17 protein-coding genes are annotated in these 17,108 nt (G+C 66.0%); 8 read left to right on the forward strand and 9 right to left on the reverse strand.

All coding sequences use genetic code 11. From position 1 onward, the window contains the following. The first annotated feature begins 92 nt into the window (after positions 1-92). The 5 genes from argB (at position 93) to FIU89_RS19190 (ending at position 4,076) form a co-directional block, all read left to right on the forward strand. Positions 93-956 (forward strand): acetylglutamate kinase, encoded by an 864-nt coding sequence (gene argB / locus FIU89_RS19170; RefSeq protein ID WP_152494068.1) that lies wholly within the window; start codon positions 93-95, stop codon positions 954-956. A 75-nt stretch (positions 957-1,031) separates the two neighbouring features. Then, entirely contained in the window at positions 1,032-1,826 is a 795-nt protein-coding gene (locus FIU89_RS19175; RefSeq protein ID WP_152494069.1) for a sterol desaturase family protein, read from the forward strand. Continuing rightward, positions 1,823-2,461, forward strand: coding sequence for a ferredoxin (locus FIU89_RS19180; RefSeq protein WP_172978170.1), 639 nt, complete (start codon positions 1,823-1,825; stop codon positions 2,459-2,461). Before FIU89_RS19175 ends, FIU89_RS19180 begins: the two co-directional genes overlap by 4 nt. After that, a complete protein-coding gene (locus tag FIU89_RS19185; RefSeq protein WP_152494070.1) occupies positions 2,458-2,952 on the forward strand; it encodes a histidine phosphatase family protein in 495 nt (164 codons plus the stop codon). Before FIU89_RS19180 ends, FIU89_RS19185 begins: the two co-directional genes overlap by 4 nt. Beyond that, a complete protein-coding gene (locus FIU89_RS19190) occupies positions 2,949-4,076 on the forward strand; it encodes an acetoin utilization protein AcuC (RefSeq protein WP_254701736.1) in 1,128 nt (375 codons plus the stop codon). The genes FIU89_RS19185 and FIU89_RS19190 overlap by 4 nt, the downstream gene beginning before the upstream one ends. 18 nt (positions 4,077-4,094) lie before the next feature. Here the strand turns inward: FIU89_RS19190 and FIU89_RS19195 are convergent, their stop codons facing one another. The 8 genes from FIU89_RS19195 to crcB all read right to left on the reverse strand — a co-directional run bounded on the left by FIU89_RS19195 (position 4,095) and on the right by crcB (position 11,542). Beyond that, positions 4,095-4,862, reverse strand: coding sequence for an amino acid ABC transporter ATP-binding protein (locus FIU89_RS19195; RefSeq protein WP_103763501.1), 768 nt, complete (start codon positions 4,860-4,862; stop codon positions 4,095-4,097). A gap of 14 nt (positions 4,863-4,876) precedes the next feature. Further along, positions 4,877-6,169, reverse strand: coding sequence for an amino acid ABC transporter permease (locus FIU89_RS19200; protein WP_152494071.1), 1,293 nt, complete (start codon positions 6,167-6,169; stop codon positions 4,877-4,879). 1 nt (position 6,170) lies between these two features. Continuing rightward, positions 6,171-7,385: an amino acid ABC transporter permease gene (locus FIU89_RS19205; RefSeq protein ID WP_152494072.1), complete on the reverse strand. Its 1,215-nt coding sequence runs from the start codon at positions 7,383-7,385 to the stop codon at positions 6,171-6,173. A 116-nt stretch (positions 7,386-7,501) separates the two neighbouring features. After that, on the reverse strand, positions 7,502-8,521 hold the full coding sequence (locus FIU89_RS19210; RefSeq protein ID WP_152494073.1) for an amino acid ABC transporter substrate-binding protein: 1,020 nt from the start codon (positions 8,519-8,521) through the stop codon (positions 7,502-7,504). A gap of 201 nt (positions 8,522-8,722) precedes the next feature. Next, a complete protein-coding gene (locus FIU89_RS19215) occupies positions 8,723-9,439 on the reverse strand; it encodes an ATP12 family chaperone protein (RefSeq protein ID WP_152494074.1) in 717 nt (238 codons plus the stop codon). Beyond that, positions 9,436-10,116 (reverse strand): HAD-IA family hydrolase, encoded by a 681-nt coding sequence (locus FIU89_RS19220; RefSeq protein WP_152494075.1) that lies wholly within the window; start codon positions 10,114-10,116, stop codon positions 9,436-9,438. The genes FIU89_RS19215 and FIU89_RS19220 overlap by 4 nt, the downstream gene beginning before the upstream one ends. After that, entirely contained in the window at positions 10,113-11,168 is a 1,056-nt protein-coding gene (locus FIU89_RS19225; RefSeq protein WP_152494076.1) for an RluA family pseudouridine synthase, read from the reverse strand. The genes FIU89_RS19220 and FIU89_RS19225 overlap by 4 nt, the downstream gene beginning before the upstream one ends. Next, a complete protein-coding gene (gene crcB, locus FIU89_RS19230; protein WP_152494077.1) occupies positions 11,165-11,542 on the reverse strand; it encodes a fluoride efflux transporter CrcB in 378 nt (125 codons plus the stop codon). Before crcB ends, FIU89_RS19225 begins: the two co-directional genes overlap by 4 nt. A 108-nt stretch (positions 11,543-11,650) precedes the next feature. Between crcB and FIU89_RS19235 the strand changes: the two genes are divergently transcribed. Both FIU89_RS19235 and FIU89_RS19240 read left to right on the forward strand, forming a co-directional pair. Next, entirely contained in the window at positions 11,651-12,886 is a 1,236-nt protein-coding gene (locus FIU89_RS19235; RefSeq protein WP_152494078.1) for a glycerate kinase, read from the forward strand. Beyond that, entirely contained in the window at positions 12,883-14,037 is a 1,155-nt protein-coding gene (locus FIU89_RS19240) for an amidohydrolase (protein WP_152494079.1), read from the forward strand. Before FIU89_RS19235 ends, FIU89_RS19240 begins: the two co-directional genes overlap by 4 nt. 1 nt (position 14,038) lies before the next feature. Here the strand turns inward: FIU89_RS19240 and FIU89_RS19245 are convergent, their stop codons facing one another. Continuing rightward, positions 14,039-15,385 (reverse strand): UDP-glucose/GDP-mannose dehydrogenase family protein, encoded by a 1,347-nt coding sequence (locus FIU89_RS19245; RefSeq protein WP_152494080.1) that lies wholly within the window; start codon positions 15,383-15,385, stop codon positions 14,039-14,041. Positions 15,386-15,591: 206 nt separating this feature from the next. Between FIU89_RS19245 and glmM the strand changes: the two genes are divergently transcribed. Continuing rightward, the gene (gene glmM / locus FIU89_RS19250; RefSeq protein ID WP_152494081.1) at positions 15,592-16,935 is read left to right on the forward strand and encodes a phosphoglucosamine mutase; all 1,344 of its coding nucleotides are present in this window, start codon (positions 15,592-15,594) and stop codon (positions 16,933-16,935) included. Positions 16,936-17,108: the final 173 nt, after the last annotated feature.

The following is a 17,108-nucleotide window of genomic DNA, read 5'->3' on the forward strand; positions in this document are numbered from 1 at the left end:
TCCCCCGAGGGGAGGGCCAGGGTGGGGGTCACCTAAAGTCTTGCGCGCCAGCGCCGGTCCGGTGATAACGCCTCCGAACAAGGATCCTGCCGATGAAGACCCGAGACATGACCCGCGACAACCTCACCACCGCCCGCACCCTCAGCGAGGCCCTGCCTTATCTTCAGCGCTACGACGACGCCATCGTCGTGATCAAGCTGGGCGGCCATGCCATGGGCAGCGACGCCGCGATGGCCACCTTTGCCCGCGACGTGGTGCTGATGCGACAGGTCGGCGTGAACCCGGTGATCGTCCATGGCGGCGGGCCGATGATCAACCAGATGCTGGAAAAGCTGAACATCAAGTCCGATTTCGTGAATGGCAAGCGCGTCACCGACGAGGCCACGATGGAAGTGGTCGAGATGGTCCTCTCGGGCCGCGTCAACAAGCGCATCGTGCAGGCGATCAGCGCCCAGGGCGGCAAGGCGGTGGGTCTTTCTGGCAAGGATGCGGGCCTCATCACCTGCGTGCCCACCGACCCCAAGCTCGGTTTCGTCGGCACGCCCGACAAGGTCGACCCGTCGATCCTGCACACGCTCTTTCACGACGATGCCATTCCCGTGATCGCCCCGCTCGGCGCGGGCCACCATGGCGAGACCTTCAACATCAACGGCGACACCGCCGCCGGGGCCATCGCCTCTGCACTTCGGGCCGACCGCCTGCTTTTGCTGACGGATGTGGACGGCGTGCGCGATGGCGAGGGCAATATCCTGACCGAACTCACCGCCTCGCAGATCAAGTCCCTGACCGACCAAGGCATCATCTCGGGTGGCATGATCCCCAAGACCGAAACCGCGCTCGATGCGCTCTCCTACGGGGTGCGCGGCGTGGTCATCCTCGACGGGCGGCTAGACAACGCCGTGCTGCTGGAGCTTTACACCGAACACGGTTCCGGCTCGCTGATCCGGGCAGGATAAGGCCCGCACACCGCGTCACCGCGTTGTGACCCTTCGTCTCTTTGCGGACACATGCGGATGCAATAAATATACCGCATGGAAAACGAGTTGCTGATCCGCCTGTCCGTCTTCATCGGGCTTTTCGCGGTCCTGGCCCTGATCGAGGCCCGGGCGCCGCGACGCGTGCGCACCCAGCCCCGCAACACGCGCTGGATCACCAACTGGGCCATCGTCCTCCTCGACACGCTGACCCTCCGTGCCCTCGCGCTGGCCCTGCCCCTGCTGGCCGTCGGCGCCGCCGTGGATGCCGAGGCCAACGGCTGGGGCCTGATGAACGCCATCGACCTGCCCGGTTGGATCGCCGTCGTCCTGACCGTGCTGATCTTCGACCTTGCCATATGGGCGCAACATCTGGTGACCCACAAGGTGCCGCTCCTGTGGCGCATCCACCGGGTCCACCATGCCGACCGCGACATCGACGTGACCACCGCGATCCGGTTTCACCCGGTGGAAATCGCGCTGTCGATGCTGCTCAAGATCGGGCTGGTCTACCTGCTCGGCCCGCCCGCGCTGGGGATTATCCTGTTCGAGATCATCCTGAACGGCACCGCCATGTTCAACCACGCCAATATCAAGCTGCCCTTGGGGCTGGACGCCGCCCTGCGCAAGGTGCTGGTGACGCCCGACATGCACCGCGTGCACCATTCCGACGAGCGCCGCGAACATGACAGCAATTACGGCTTCGCCCTGTCGATCTGGGATCGTATGTTCGGCACCTACATCGCGCAGCCGGCCAAGGGGCACGACGACATGACCATCGGTCTTCAGTGGCAGGATGACCGCCCCACGCGCCTTGGCTGGTCGCTGGGCCTGCCGTTCTTCCGCGAATGATGACGCTCGACACCATCGCACGGGCCGCCGCCCCGCACCACCTGGATGTCTTCGGTACCGTCACCGGGCCAGAGACACCCGAGGGCATCGGCACCCTCGTGCTGCTCGGCCCGCGCGAGCCCGGCTTCTGGCCCGCCTTCACCGCGTCGCCGGAATATGCCGACGCGGCGCCCGACCCGCTGGATCGCTGGTCGTCGCGCGTGATCGGCGGCCTTGCGCACGCGCTTCAGGCGACCGCGTTCTTTCCTTTCGGCGGCCCACCGTTCCAGCCGTTCATCGCCTGGGCCAAGGCCAGCGGGCGGGCGCATTCCTCTCCCGTGGGGCTCTTGGTGCATGACACCGCCGGGCTGATGGTCTCGTATCGCGGGGCGCTCGGCTTTGCCGACAAGCTCGATACGCCCGCACCTCCGCCCAACCCGTGCAACAGCTGCGGCGCACAACCCTGCCTCACCGCCTGCCCCGTCGATGCCTTCGCCAGCGGCACCTACGACATCGCCGCCTGCAAGGCAGACCTGGACAGACCGGAAAATGATTGTATGTCAAAAGGATGCGCTGTGCGCCGGGCCTGCCCGGTCAGCCAGTCGTACGGGCGGCTGGACTACCAGTCCGCCTTTCACATGAGGGCCTTCAAATGAGACGTCTCGTCCTGATGCGTCACGCCAAGTCCAGCTGGGGCGACCCCGGCCTCGACGACCATGACCGCCCGCTGAACAAGCGCGGCAAGCTCTCGGCCGATGCCCTTGGCGACTGGTTGCGCAGCCAGACCATCGTCGTAGACGAGGCGCTGGTGTCCTCCTCGGCGCGCACGGTCGAAACCCTGCAAAGGCTCGGGATCGACTGCGACCGCCAGGTGCTGGATCAGCTCTACCACGCCGGTTCCGGCGACATGCTCAAGGCGCTCAAGACCCGCGCCACCGGCCAGACCGTCCTGATGCTGGGCCACAACCCCGGCATCGCCTGGTTTGCCCGCGACCTGATGCTGGCACAGCCCGACCATACCCGGTTCGAGGATTACCCCACCGGCGCAACCCTCGTGGCGCGGTTCGACATCGACGACTGGAACGCGCTGCAACCGGGCACCGGCCGTTTCGAGGCTTTCGTGACGCCGCGCGACCTCATCGAGTGACCGACGCCGCGTTGCATCCGGTCTTCATCGGGTCCGAGATCTATCGCGGCTCCAGCTATGGCGCGCGGCATCCGCTCAGTATCCCCCGCGTGCCCACTGTGATGGATCTGTGCCGCGCGATGGGATGGCTGCCTCGCACCCAGTTCCACGTCAGCCCGCGCGCCAAACCCGCCGCGCTGACCCGGTTTCACACACCCGCCTATATCACCGCCCTGCAACAGGCCGAGGCGGCCCGCACTGTCGACGAACCGACACGACAACGCCACCAGATCGGAACCCTCTCCAACCCGATCTTCCCCGAGATCTATCGCCGCCCCGCCACCGCCGCAGGCGGCTCGCTTTTGGCGGCGGACCTGCTCGCGCAGGGTGGCATCGTCTACAATCCGGGCGGCGGCACGCATCACGGCATGGCCGACCATGCCGCCGGTTTCTGCTATCTCAACGACCCGGTGCTGGCCATCAAGGCGTTCCTCGCGCAGGGGCTGACCCGCATCGCCTATGTCGATATCGACGCGCATCACTGCGACGGCGTCGCGGCGGCGTTCCACGGCGAGCCGCGCGTTCTGATGATCTCGACCCACGAAGAGGCCCGTTGGCCCTTCACCGGCGCTCTCGACGACCGCGCGGGCAGTCACGCCATCAACCTGCCCCTGCCGCGCGGCACCCATGACGACGATTTTGCCCTGCTGCGCGACGAAGTCCTCCTGCCCGCCGTGCAGGACTGGCGCCCCGAGGTCATCGTTCTGCAATGCGGGGCCGACGCCGTTCTGGAAGACCCGCTTGCCCGCCTGGCCCTGTCCAACAACGCGCACTGGCAGCTCGTCACGGCCCTGAAACAGATGGCCCCACGCCTGCTGGTCCTAGGTGGGGGCGGATACAACCCGTGGACGGTGGGCCGGCTCTGGTCCGGCGTCTGGGCCACGCTCAACGGTCTGGAAATCCCCGACCGCCTGCCCGAGCGCGCGCGCTCCGTGCTTGCCGCCCTCAGCTGGACCCGCCAGCGCGGCGACCGGCCCGATCACCTCGTCGAAACGCTCCGCGACACGCCCCGCCATGGCCCCGTGCAAAACGAAATACGCCGCCGGGTGCAGGTGCTGCAGGCCCGGCGGCGCGTTTGGGTGTAGGGCCCCGAAGGCCCCCGATCAGTGCCCCAGGATCTGGCTGAGGAACAGCTTCGTCCGGTCGCTTTTCGGGTTGTTGAAGAACTCTTCGGGTTCGTTCTGTTCCACGATCTGGCCCTGGTCCATGAAGATCACCCGGTTCGCCACCTGCCGGGCAAAGCCCATCTCATGGGTTACGCACAGCATCGTCATGCCTTCCTCGGCAAGGCTCACCATCGTGTCGAGCACTTCCTTGATCATCTCGGGGTCAAGCGCAGACGTGGGTTCGTCGAACAGCATGATCCGTGGCTTCATGCACAGCGACCGCGCGATGGCGACCCGCTGCTGCTGACCGCCCGACAGTTGCCCGGGATACTTGTCCGCCTGTTCGGGGATCTTCACCTTTTCAAGGAAATGCATCGCCGTTTCCTCGGCCTGACGCTTGGGGATCTTGCGTACCCAGATCGGCGCCAGCGTGCAGTTCTCCAGGATCGTCAGGTGCGGGAACAGGTTGAAGTGCTGGAACACCATCCCGACCTCGGACCGGATCTTGTCGATGTTCTTGATGTCCGAGGACAGCACCGTCCCGTCCACCTCGATCCGGCCTTTCTGGTGCTCTTCCAGCGCGTTGATACACCGGATCAGCGTCGACTTGCCCGATCCGGACGGGCCCGCGATGACGATGCGCTCGCCCCGGTGCACCGACAGGTCGATGTCGCGCAGCACGTGGAACGTGCCGTACCACTTGTTCATGTTCTCGATCCGGATCGCGATTTCGTCCGAGACCTGCATTTGAGCGGTTTCCGCCATGGATAACCCTCCCCTTACCTGTGATCAGTGTTGAGCTCGCGCTCAAGCCACTGCGAATATTGAGACACGCCATAACAGACGACGAAGAACAGAAGCGCGGCAAACCCGAACAGCTCCCAGTAGACCCCGTTCCAGTCGGTCGAGGCCAGGATCGGACCCCGGATCATGCCGACCAGATCGAACATCGAGATGACCGAGACCAGCGTGGTGTCCTTGAACAGGCCCACCGCAACGTTCACGATGCCCGGGATCGAGATCTTCAGCGCCTGCGGCAGGATGATCAGCCGCATTGCCTGGGCATAGTCCAGCCCAAGGCTGTCGCCCGCCTCGTACTGGCCGCGCGGCAGCGCCGCCAGCCCCCCGCGAATCACCTCGGCGATATAGGCCGACGCGAAGGCGGTGATCATGATGATCACCCGGATAATCAGGTCGAACGTCGTGCCCGGCGGCAGGAAATAGGCCAGCACCACGTTCGCCACGAACAGAAGCGTGATCAGCGGCACGCCCCGGATGAACTCGATGAACACGACGCAAATCCACTTGATGATCGGCATGTCCGATTGCCGCCCCAGCGCCAGCGCGATGCCGATCGGGATCGACAGCGAAACGCAGACCGTGCCGAGGATCATGTTGAGCATGAAGCCCCCCATGTCGCGCGACGGCACCTGCTCCAGCCGCAGCACCTCGATCTTGCCGATGCTGCCGGCCAGGAGGATCGCGACGACAAGCACCCCGAGCCCCCCCAGCACCGCGACACCGAAGCCCCGCTTTTCCAGCGCCTTGAACGCGACATAGGCCGCGACGAACCCAAGCAGCAGCAACAGCGGCGGCACGATGGACCCGCCCCAGATCAGCCAGAATGCCAGGAAGGGGTAAACGCCGGTGAACAGCAGCATCTGCCGCGGCAGGTACTTGAAGAACATCACCGGCGCCGCCGCCACGAACAGCAGCAGGAAGGCCAGCGCCGGGCGCCAGTATTCCGTGCTGGGATACTTGAACCCGAACAAAAGCTGGTTCCAGCGGTCGCTCAGCACCGCGAAACAGCCCCCGGTCGCACCGTCCAGGATCTCGCGGCATTCCCGGATCGACGCCGCGTTCCAGATCCCGTTCAGGATCCAGGGCAGCGTCGCGGCCAGCAGGAAATAGATCACCACGATCGCCGCCACGGTAAGCACCGAGTTGGGGATCGTCGCGAACAGGTTCTGCTTCATCCACTTGGTGACGCCGGTTTCCGCCGCAGGGGGCGGCGATTCCGGCAGCATGGAGTCGCGGACATAAGCGACGGATTCTGCATGTGTATCAGACATCTCAGCGCTCCTTCAGCCGCACGGCGTTGTTGTAAATGTTCATCACCGCAGAGATCCCGAGGCTGATCAGCAGGTAGAACAGCATCAGCAAGAGCACGCATTCGATGGCGCGGCCCGTCTGGTTCAGCGTGATTCCCCCCAGCGTGGCGGTGATGTCGGCATAGCCCACGGCAATCGCCAGCGAAGAGTTCTTGGTGATATTCAGATACTGCGAAATCAGCGGCGGGATGATCACCCTCAGCGCCTGCGGCAGGATCACAAGGTTCATGATCCGGCGCGGACGCAGGCCCAGGCTTGCCGCCGCTTCTGTCTGGCCCTTGCTGACGGCCAGGATACCCGCGCGGACGTTCTCCGCGATGAAGGCGCCGGTATAGATCGACAGCGCGAACCACAGCGCGATCAACGGTGCCCCGATCTGCAGGCCGCCGCGAAAGTTGAAGCCGCCCAGTTCCGGGAAATCCAGAGTGATCGGCTGCCCCATGATGAAGAACACCAGGATCGACGGCACGAACAGGATCGCCAGCGACGGCCAGCCCATCGGCAACAGCTTGCCCGTGGCATAAAGCAGCTTCTTGGCATAGCGGCGATAGGCGAAGACCCCGATGACCGACAGGATGAACGTTACCACGACCACCATCGACCCCGGCCCCCAGACCGGCATCGGCACATAGACGCCGCGGTTGGTGAAGGCGACCGATCCCAGGATCATCGACGCGTCCGGGTCATCTCCGCGAAACGCGCTCGGCGCGGGCAGGACGGCGGTCATGATCGTGAAGATGATGATGATCCAGATCAGCACCGGCACGTTCCGGAACGCCTCGACATAGCCCGACATCAGCTTGCGGATCAGCCAGTTGTTCGACAGCCGCAACACGCCCGCGATCACGCCGAAGATCGTCGCCGTGGCACAGGCCAGGAACGCCACCAAGAGCGTGTTCAGGATGCCGACGATGGCCGCCGTAAGGTGCGAACTGCGGCTGGTGTACTCGACCAGCGTCTGGTTGATGTCGTACCCCGCCGGCTCGCCCAGGAATTCGTAACTGATGTTCAGACCCGCAGCCCGCAGGTTGAGCACAAGGTTGTAGCCCAGGTAAGCGATGATCCCGATCAGCACCATCAGGGCGATGAACTGGAAGGTGTAGGAACGATAGCGCGTATCGTTCAACAGCATAGATGGTCGAAACGACTCCTGTTGAGGGTCGGTCATTATTGTCATCTGAAGTGTCCCCGTTGGCGGCCCGGATTATTGTGTGCGCTTTTGCGCGGTTGGGCCTGTCCCTGGTTATTATGTGCGAAGGGCGCGGAGTGATCCGCGCCCTTCGACTTGGTATCTTAGCGGAACGGCGGCGAGTACAGCAGGCCACCATCGGTCCACTGCGCGTTCAGGCCGCGCGCCAGACCGATCGGGGTGGTCTCACCGATGTTCTTCTCGAACAGCTCGCCATAGTTGCCGCCGGCCGAGATGGCCTTGACGGCCCAGTCGGCCTCGAGGCCCAGCATCTCGCCAAGGTTGCCCTCGGTGCCGAGCAGACGGTTGATCTCCGGGCTGTCGCCGGCGGTCGATGCCATGTCGGCGATGTTGGCGCTGGTGACGCCCAGTTCTTCGGCCGCGATCAGCGCGTTCAGGGTCCAGCGAACCACGTCACCCCACTCGTTGTCACCGTGACGGACCAGCGGGCCCAGCGGCTCTTTCGAGACGATCTCGGGCAGCAGCACGTGCGCCGACGGATCTTCGAACGCGGCGCGCGTCGCGGCCAGGCCCGAGGCGTCGGTGGTGTAGACGTCACATGCGCCAGCCAGGTACTGCTGCTGCGCTTCGGCGTTGGTTTCGATCGGAACCGGCTCGTAGTTCATGCTGTTCTTGCGGAAATAGTCCGCCAGGTTCAGCTCGGTCGTGGTGCCGGTCTGGATGCAGACGGTCGCGCCGTCCAGATCCTTGGCCGAGGACACGCCCAGCTCCTTGGGAACCATGAAGCCCTGACCGTCGTAGTAGTTCACGCCGACGAATTCGAACTTCAGGTCGACATCGCGCGAGAAGGTCCAGGTCGTGTTCCGGGCCAGCATGTCGATCTCGCCCGAGGCCAGCGCGGTAAAGCGCGTCTTGCCGGTGGTGGGCACGAATTCGACCGCTTGCGGATCCCCCAGCACGGCGGCGGCGACAGCACGGCAAACGCCGACGTCGAAGCCATCCCAGTTCCCGTTGGAATCCGGGGCGGCAAAGCCGACCAGGCCGGTGGTCACGCCGCAGTTCAGCGTGCCGCGAGCCTTGACATCGTCAAGCGTCGCGGCCGCAGCTGCGCCAGCCGTAAGGCCGGCCACCGTCAGCGCGCCTAGAAATACGGATTTTTTCATGTTTACCTCTTCCTGATGTATCCGCCCGATCGAGGGCGGTTTGGTCGGCCCAAGCGGACCGGAGCGATACTGTGAAAGGGGTTCCCCCCACGTCAGTGTGCATAAGTGTGAGTGGATTCATTCCTGAACGTCAAGACCCGTGTCACGAAAAACGATGGTTTCAGGCCAATGCTTCCGTTTGGGAAACCGATGTTTTTCTCTCTACTTCGGCGCTGCGCTCAGGGCGCTGAACCTCTTGGCATGAAGGAATTCCGCCCGTTTCACCGCTTCCACGGCGCGCGCCTCGTCGTCAATGCCCCATTGTTCTTCCTGCCAGCGCTCGTCGAGGCGCGACAGCTCCCACAGATCTTCGGCGGGGCGCGCCTCCTCCAGCGCCGCAAGGCCGATGACCAGCGACCCCGACAACCCCACAAGATCGTGAAACGCCGTGAGGGTGAAATTGTCCATCGCGTGCACTTCTGCTGAAAATTGTGCCAGTGCGCCAGCCTCCTGCGGGCGGTGCATCACGCCCGCCACCGAGACCAGCCGCGCCCCATAGCGCGCCTCCGCCCAGTCCAGCAGCGGATCCCACGCCTCCGCCTGCCACCGGACAAGGCTGTCGGGGCTGTCCGCGCGATAGCACAGCAGGTCCGTATCGGCGTATCCCGCCAGCATGTCAGCCACCTCGGCATGCTGATGCCGTACCTTGTCGATGGCCGCGTTGGCCGAGCGTGTGACCGGCATCGTGCCGGGTTGGATCAGATCCTCCTGCGCGTCCCATTCGGCGGCGACCGCTTCGGCCAGCGCGCGCGTCGGCACGATCATCGCGGCCTTGGCCGGCGTCCTGACCGCTCGCCCGTCCAGCCGGATGCCATAGCCGCCTTCGTCTTCGACGACCGCGGCCTCTTTCCAGAACCGCTTGGCCTTCCACTCGCTCATGCCGCAGTCTCCCATATTTCTTGCAACAGGGGCGGCAGGTCTTCGAAACGCTCGATCATGTGCCGCGCCGCGCCCAGCGCCTCGCGCGGGTGATAGCCCCAGCCGACCCCGATGCCCGCCACGCCCGCGGCGGCGGCCATCTCCATGTCGAAACTCGTGTCGCCGATCATCACCGCCTGGTGCGGCTCCAGCCCGGTCTCGGACAACGCGGCACGAATCATCGACGGGTGCGGTTTCGACGGGTGATGGTCGCTGACCTGCTGGGTGATGAACATGCGCTCCAGCCCATGCCCTTCCAGCAGCTTGTCCAGCCCCCGGCGCGACTTGCCCGTCGCCACGCCCAGCAACGTCTCGGGCTTCGCGTGAAGCGTCTCCAGGACCTGGCGCGCCCCGGGATAAAGCGGCGAGGATTCCGCCGCGCCGATCTTGGCCCGCAGGGCGATATACGCCTCCTTGTACCACTCCACCATGCGCACGTGCATCGCCGCGTCCATGTCCGGCGCCAGCACGATCATCGCCCGGTCCAGCGACAGCCCGACAATCGACAGGATCGCCTCGCGCGACGGCGCCTCCCGCTCGGCCCTTGCAAAGGCATGGCTCATCGCCGCGACGATATCCGCCTGACTGTCCACCAGCGTGCCGTCCACGTCGAAGATCACCAGCCGCAGCGCGCTCATCGCAGCGCCTCGAACGGGTCATCGGCGGCCAGGTCCGGCGTCCAGCCCAGTGTCTCGAACGTGTTTGCCATGTGCTCGGGCAGCTCTGCGTCGATCACCACGGGCTTTTTCGTCACCGGATGCTCGAACGCCATGGTTCGCGCGTGCAGGTGCAGCTTGTTCGAGATGATCCCGCCCAGCTTCGCCCCCCAGCCATCACCCAGGTTCTCCTGGCTGGACCCGCCATACTTGCCATCGCCCACAATGGGATGCCCGATCTCGGCCATATGCGCCCGCAACTGGTGAGTCCGGCCTGTGATCGGCTCCATCGCAACCCACGAGGCCCGGCTGGCGACCCGGTAGAGCGTGGCATATTGCGTGATCGCCCGCTTGGCGCCCTTGGTACGGTCCACCTCTCCGGGATGGATGCAGACCATCTTTTCGCCCTCGCCGCGCGCGCCATGCCCCCCGGCCTTGACCAGCCCGTACTTGATCTCGCCCAGGTAGGGCGTCGGCACGCCGGCCACCACGGCCCAGTAGATCTTGCGCGTCTCGCGGTGCCGGATCGCCTGCGTCATCGCCGCCGCCATCGCCCGCGTCCGCGCCAGGATCAGAACGCCGGACGTGTCCTTGTCCAGCCGGTGCACCAGCCGCGGCGCTTCATCCATCCCGAACCGCAGCGCATCGGCCAGCCCATCGACGTGCCGGGTCAGCTTGCTGCCCCCCTGCACCGGCAGGCCCGGCGGCTTGTTCAGCGCAATGATGTGGTCGTCGCGGTAAATCACCGCGTCCTGGATCATTTTCGCGTCGGCGTCCGAAATCTTCGTCTTTTGTTTCTCGACAGGCGCGCTTTCCACCTCGCCCGGCTCCGGCAGGGGCGGCACGCGCACCTGCTGACCCTCTTCCAGCCGCGTGTTTGCCTTCACCCGTCCGCCATCGACGCGCAGCTCGCCCTTGCGGCACATCTTCTCGATCCGCCCCTGCGCCACATGCGGGAACCGCCGCCGCAGCCAGCGGTCCAGCCGCTGGTCGCCCTCGCCGGGCTCGACCGTCAATGTCTGCACGCCGCTCATGCCCAGATCCCCCGCGCCAGCCAGACGCCCAGTGCCAGCCCGAGCACCGACAAGGCGACGGAGGCGACCACGTAAAGCGCCGCCGTGCCGACCGCGCCGCGCTCGTACAAGGTGAACGCCTCCAGCGAAAAGGCCGAGAAGGTCGTGAATCCGCCAAGTACCCCCGCCATCAAAAAGGGGTTCAACTGCGTCAGGTCCTTTTCGAACGTATAGATCACCACCATCCCCATCACGAACGACCCCAGGATGTTCACCGGCAGCACCCCCAACGGGAACCCGCCAGCGACGTGACGCGCCACCGCCTGCCCCACTCCGAAGCGCAGCATCGAGCCTATGGCCCCGCCAAGGCCCACTTGGAGAAAGGTCATCCACATGCCCGCGTCTGTCGCCTCTGACCCCGGTTTTGTCAAGCTGGGCAGGCTGTGCTTGCACGCGCCGCACACCGCGCTACGCTGCGTCAACAACAAGACCCGGAGCGCCTCATGCAAGACCCCGACAGCTTCCTGCGCCGCCTCTTTGATCGCGCCGTGGAAGTGGCCGACCCGATGCAAAGCCTAGCCGCCCACCTGCCGCCCCGACCCGAGGGCCGCCTTGTGGTGATCGGCGCCGGCAAGGCCAGCGCCCGCATGGCCGAGGCGGTCGAGGCCGCCTATGGTCCCTGCGAGGGCCTGGTGATCACCCGGTACGGCTATGCCCGCCCCTGCGAAGGCATCGAGATCGTCGAGGCCGCGCATCCCGTGCCGGATCAGGCCGGCGTCGACGCCACCCGCCGGATGCTCGCCCTGCTGGACAGCTGCGGCGAAGGCGACACCGTGCTGGCCCTCATCTCCGGCGGCGGCTCCGCACTGCTCTGCGCCCCGGCCCAAGGCATCACCCTCACCGAAAAACAGGCGCTCACCGACGCGCTGCTGGCCTCCGGCGCGCCCATCGGCGCCATCAACGGCATCCGCAAACAGATCTCAGCGGTCAAGGGCGGCAAACTCGCCGCCGCCGCGTACCCGGCCAAGATGGTCGCGCTTCTGATCTCCGACGTGCCCGGCGACAACCCCAGCGACATCGCCAGCGGCCCCACCGTCGGCGACACCGGCACCCCGGCCCGCGCGCTGGAAACGCTGGCCCGCTGGAACGTCACGCCCTCGCCCTCAATCACCGACTACCTGAACGCGGGCGGCAACCCCCTGCCTCCCGACGACCCGCGCCTCTCGACCGTGGAAAACTTGATCTACGCCGCCCCCTCGCAATCGCTGGCCGCCGCCGCCGAAATCGCAAAGGCCGAGGGGATCGAGGTGCAAATCCTCGGCGACGCCGTCGAAGGCGAGGCCCGCGACGTTGCCGCCGACCACGCCGCCCTCGCACGCAAGGTACAGGGCGACAAACCCTTCCTCCTCCTGTCGGGCGGCGAACTCACCGTGACCCGGCGCGGCAACGGCATCGGCGGGCCCAACGCCGAATACTGCCTCGCCCTCGCGTTCGCGCTTAACGGCGCACCCGGCATCCACGCGCTGGCCTGCGACACCGACGGCGTCGACGGCGCGGCAGAGGTCGCGGGCGCGGTCATCTCGCCCGGGACCCTCACCAAGGCCCCCGACGCCGCCGATGCGCTCGCCATCAACGACGCGCATGGCTTTTTCGGGCGTATCGGCGATCAGGTCGTGACCGGCCCTACGCTGACCAACGTCAACGACTTCCGCGCCATTCTCGTGCTGCCGAAACCATGACGCTGCCGCCGGATCTCTCCGCGCAGATGACCGAATGGCGCCACGCCTTTCACCGGATGCCGGAACTGGGCTTCGACCTGCCCCGCACCAGCGCCCGCGTCGCCGACCTGCTGCGCGGCTTCGGGCTGGAGGTCCACACCGGCATCGGCCGGTCCGGCGTCGTCGGCATCCTGCAAAAGGGCAACGGCAGCCGCACCATCGCCATCCGCGCCGACATGGACGCGCTGCCCATCACCGAGCAGAACGGCTTTACCCACCGCTCGGAGATCCCCGGCCAGATGCACGCCTGCGGCCATGACGGCCACACCAGCATGGCGCTCGGCGCGGCGCAAACCCTTGCCGAAGCCGACGACCTCTCTGGCCGCATCGTCTTCCTCTTCCAGCCGAACGAGGAGCACGGCCAGGGCGCCGCCGCCATGATCGCCGACGGTATCTTTGATCGCTTCGACGTCGAGACCGTCTACGGTATGCACAACATTCCTGGTGTGCCCGTGGGCCGCTTCGCCACCCGCGCGGGGCCTATCACCGCCAGCGAGGCGCTTTTCGAGATCACCATCGAGGCACGCGGCGGCCACGCCGCCCTGCCTCACATGGGCGCCGATACGATCACCATCGGCGCCGAAATCGTCGGCGCCCTGCAAACCATCGTCTCGCGCAAACTCGACCCGGCGCAGAACGGCGTCGTCTCGGTCACCGGGTTCGAGACCGACGGCAAGCGAAATGTTCTGCCCGGCCGCGCCACCCTCACCGGCGATGCCCGCGCCCTCACGCCCGAGGTCAACGCCCGTATCGAGACCGCGATGCGCCGCATCGTCGATGGTATCTGCGCCGCGCATGACGTCACGGGCACTGTCAGCTACGACACGATCTTCCGCCCCACGATCAACGCGCCCGAACCCGTCGCCGCCGCCACCGCCGCCGCACAGGCTATCGGCGCACCAATGGACAGCGCCTGCCCGCCGAAACTCTTTTCCGAGGATTTCGCCGAGATGGCCGCCACGCGCCCGGGCTGCTTTGTGCTGATGGGCAACGGCACCGAAGGGCCGCACGCCCGCCCGCTCCATTCGGCGGATTACGACTTCAATGACGCGGCCCTCGCGCACGGCGCGGCCTTCTGGGTCGCCGTGGCGCGGGCCGAGCTGGGCCCCTGACCTACTCTGCCGCTTCTTCCGCCTCGGGCTTGCGCTCGAACGCCGTGCGTCCCACGCTGTCATAGGCGACGAAACCGGCCCGCTTGGCATCCTTGACCGAATAGATGTTCCGCAAATCCGCCATCCGCGCCACGTTCATCCGCCGCGCGATCCGCTTCAGGTCCAGCGCCCGGAACTCGTTCCATTCCGTCAGGATCACCACCAGGTCGGCATTGCCAACCGCCTTGTAGGCGTTCTCGACCCATTGCACGCCCGGCAGCCGCTCGGTGCCTTCACGCTCGCCTTGCGGGTCGCAGATCCGCACCTTGGCCCCGCCGCCCACCAGCGCGGGTACGATGGTCAACGACGGCGCCTCGCGCATGTCGTCGGTGTTGGGCTTGAACGTCGCCCCCAGCACCGCGATGGTCTTGCCGTTGAAGCTGCCCTCGCAAAGATCGAGCAGCTTGTCGATCATCCGCCGCTTCATCTCTTCGTTGACGGCGATCACCGCCTCGGTGATGTGCAGCGGCACGCCGTATTCCTGCCCCGTCCGGGCCAGCGCGCGGGTGTCCTTGGGAAAGCAGCTGCCGCCATAACCCGGGCCGGCATGCAGGAACTTGTTGCCGATCCGCCCGTCAAGGCCCATGCCCCGGCTGACCTGCTTGACGTCCGCGCCGGTGCGTTCGCACAAGGCCGCGATCTCGTTGATGAAGGTGATCTTGGTGGCCAGAAAGGCGTTCGCCGCGTATTTGATCATCTCGGCGCTTTCCAGGTCGGTGACCAGGATTGGAAACTCGCGCAGGTAAAGCGGGCGATAGATGTCCTCCATCACCTCCGCCGCGCGTTGCGACTGCACCCCCACGACCACGCGGTCGGGTTTCATGAAATCCTCGATCGCCGCGCCCTCGCGCAGGAACTCGGGGTTCGAGGCCACGTCGAAATCCAGGTCCGGGTTGGCCTTGCGCACCGCCTGTTTCACCTGCCGGTTGGTGCCCACCGGCACCGTCGACTTGGTGACGATCACGATATATTCCTTTGCCAGCTTCGCAACTTCCTGCGCAGCGGCCATGACGTAGGTCAGGTCGGCATGCCCGTCGCCGCGCCGCGTCGGCGTACCCACCGCGATAAAGACCGCCTCCGCCCCGTCCAGAGCCTGCGGCAGGTCATGGGTGAACGACAGCCGCCCGGCCTCGACGTTCTTCTGCATCAGAACATCCAGCCCCGGCTCGTAGATCGGCACCTCGCCGCGGTTCAGCTTTTCGACCTTGGCGGCATCCTTGTCCACGCAGACAACGTCATGCCCGAAATCCGAGAAACACACCCCGGACACAAGCCCGACATAGCCGGTTCCAATCATCGCAATCTTCATCGGGTTTCGCCCTTGATCCGCCTGTCGCCCCCACGACCTTATGCGGTCGCGCCTGCCCGCCCGTCAACGCGCATCTGTGACGGACGCGGGTCACTATGCGTTCTATGCCACAAACCGCTCAGCCGCCCTGCGAATGTTGGACAGGACGACGGCGCGCGGGTAAGAGGATGGTCACGAAAACGTCACGCGGCGAAAGGTGCGATTGCATGGCTGAAAAACTGTTCGGAACGGACGGCGTCCGGGGCGAGGCCAACACATGGCCCATGACCGCCGAACTCGCGCTCCGGCTCGGCGCCGCCGCCGGGCGTCATTTCCGCCGCGACAACCAGGAACACCGTGTGGTGATCGGCAAGGACACGCGCCTGTCGGGCTACATGATCGAATATGCCCTGACCGCCGGCTTCGCCTCCACCGGGATGGACGTCTTCCTGCTGGGCCCCGTGCCCACCCCTGCCGTGGGATACCTGACGCACTCGCTGCGCGCCGACGTGGGCGTGATGATCTCGGCCAGCCACAACCCGGCCAGTGACAACGGCATCAAGCTTTTCGGCCCCGACGGCTTCAAGCTGTCGGACGAGTCCGAGGCCGGGATCGAGCAACTGCTGCAAGACGGCGCCCGCCCTGCCAAGCCGGAAAACATCGGCCGCGCCAAGCGGTTCGAGGACGCGCGCGGCCGTTACGTCGAGTACGCCAAGACGACCTTCCCCTATCGCGGCCGCCTCGAAGGGCTGCGCATCGTGGTCGACTGCGCCAATGGCGCGGCCTACAAGACCGCCCCCGCCGTCCTGTGGGAACTGGGCGCCGACGTGATCCCGATGGGGATCGAGCCAGACGGCGCCAACATCAACTTCGAGTGCGGATCCACCCACCCCGACGCCGCCGCGCGCAAGGTGCTGGAAACCCGCGCCGACCTGGGCATCTGCCTCGATGGCGATGCCGACCGCCTCGTGCTGATCGACGAGACCGGGCATATCGCCGACGGGGACCAGATCATGGCCCTCATCGCCACACGCTGGGCCGCCGAAGGCCGGCTGAAGGGCGATGCGCTGGTGGCGACCGTCATGTCCAACCTCGGGCTGGAACGGCATCTGGAATCGAGGGGCATCGGCCTCAAGCGCACCAAGGTCGGCGACCGTTACGTGGTCGAGGAAATGCGCGCCAGCGGCCACAACCTGGGCGGCGAGCAATCGGGCCATATCGTCATGACCGACTACGCCACCACCGGCGACGGCCTGATCGGCGCGCTGCAGTTCCTTGCCTCGATGGTGGAAACCGGCCAGAAGGCCAGCGAACTGGCGCGCGTCTTCACGCCGATCCCGCAAAAGCTGGTGAACGTCCGCTACCAGACCGGCCAGACCCCGCTCGAGGCCGACATGGTGCAACAGGCCATCGCCGACGGCGAGAAGAAGCTGGGCAGCGACGGCCGCCTGCTGATCCGCAAGTCCGGCACCGAGCCATTGATCCGCGTCATGGGCGAGTCTCTGGACCCCGCCCTTCTTGACACGGTACTGGACGATGTGGTGGGCGCGGTGAAACAGGCGACCGTCTGACGTCCTCACCAAGCTGCCGATTTACGCCCCGCGCGGAATCAAGGCGCGGCCCTGCCGCGCCGCCGCGCATCGCCGGGCCGCCCACCGGCACGGCGATCTGGTTGGGCTGGGTGCCTCGCTCGAAAGTCTAGCGGATCTGGCTGGCATAAAGCGCTACAGAAAAGCACTTGGTT

It is taken from the genome of Roseovarius sp. THAF27 (genome assembly GCF_009363655.1).
In the GTDB taxonomy this organism is placed as follows: Bacteria; Pseudomonadota; Alphaproteobacteria; order Rhodobacterales; family Rhodobacteraceae; genus Roseovarius.

What these genes read in the sequence shown, in the direction of transcription:
- FIU89_RS19200 (WP_152494071.1), bottom strand. Translation starts at nt 6,169, where the DNA reads ATGTCTGATACACATGCAGAATCCGTCGCTTATGTCCGCGACTCCATG.
- FIU89_RS19220 (WP_152494075.1), bottom strand. Translation starts at nt 10,116, where the DNA reads ATGAGCGCGCTGCGGCTGGTGATCTTCGACGTGGACGGCACGCTGGTG.
- FIU89_RS19195 (WP_103763501.1), bottom strand. Translation starts at nt 4,862, where the DNA reads ATGGCGGAAACCGCTCAAATGCAGGTCTCGGACGAAATCGCGATCCGG.
- crcB (WP_152494077.1), bottom strand. Translation starts at nt 11,542, where the DNA reads ATGTGGATGACCTTTCTCCAAGTGGGCCTTGGCGGGGCCATAGGCTCG.
- FIU89_RS19215 (WP_152494074.1), bottom strand. Translation starts at nt 9,439, where the DNA reads ATGAGCGAGTGGAAGGCCAAGCGGTTCTGGAAAGAGGCCGCGGTCGTC.
- FIU89_RS19185 (WP_152494070.1), top strand. Translation starts at nt 2,458, where the DNA reads ATGAGACGTCTCGTCCTGATGCGTCACGCCAAGTCCAGCTGGGGCGAC.
- glmM (WP_152494081.1), top strand. Translation starts at nt 15,592, where the DNA reads ATGGCTGAAAAACTGTTCGGAACGGACGGCGTCCGGGGCGAGGCCAAC.
- FIU89_RS19240 (WP_152494079.1), top strand. Translation starts at nt 12,883, where the DNA reads ATGACGCTGCCGCCGGATCTCTCCGCGCAGATGACCGAATGGCGCCAC.
- FIU89_RS19180 (WP_172978170.1), top strand. Translation starts at nt 1,823, where the DNA reads ATGATGACGCTCGACACCATCGCACGGGCCGCCGCCCCGCACCACCTG.
- FIU89_RS19235 (WP_152494078.1), top strand. Translation starts at nt 11,651, where the DNA reads ATGCAAGACCCCGACAGCTTCCTGCGCCGCCTCTTTGATCGCGCCGTG.
- FIU89_RS19175 (WP_152494069.1), top strand. Translation starts at nt 1,032, where the DNA reads ATGGAAAACGAGTTGCTGATCCGCCTGTCCGTCTTCATCGGGCTTTTC.
- FIU89_RS19245 (WP_152494080.1), bottom strand. Translation starts at nt 15,385, where the DNA reads ATGAAGATTGCGATGATTGGAACCGGCTATGTCGGGCTTGTGTCCGGG.
- FIU89_RS19210 (WP_152494073.1), bottom strand. Translation starts at nt 8,521, where the DNA reads ATGAAAAAATCCGTATTTCTAGGCGCGCTGACGGTGGCCGGCCTTACG.
- argB (WP_152494068.1), top strand. Translation starts at nt 93, where the DNA reads ATGAAGACCCGAGACATGACCCGCGACAACCTCACCACCGCCCGCACC.
- FIU89_RS19225 (WP_152494076.1), bottom strand. Translation starts at nt 11,168, where the DNA reads ATGAGCGGCGTGCAGACATTGACGGTCGAGCCCGGCGAGGGCGACCAG.
- FIU89_RS19205 (WP_152494072.1), bottom strand. Translation starts at nt 7,385, where the DNA reads ATGACAATAATGACCGACCCTCAACAGGAGTCGTTTCGACCATCTATG.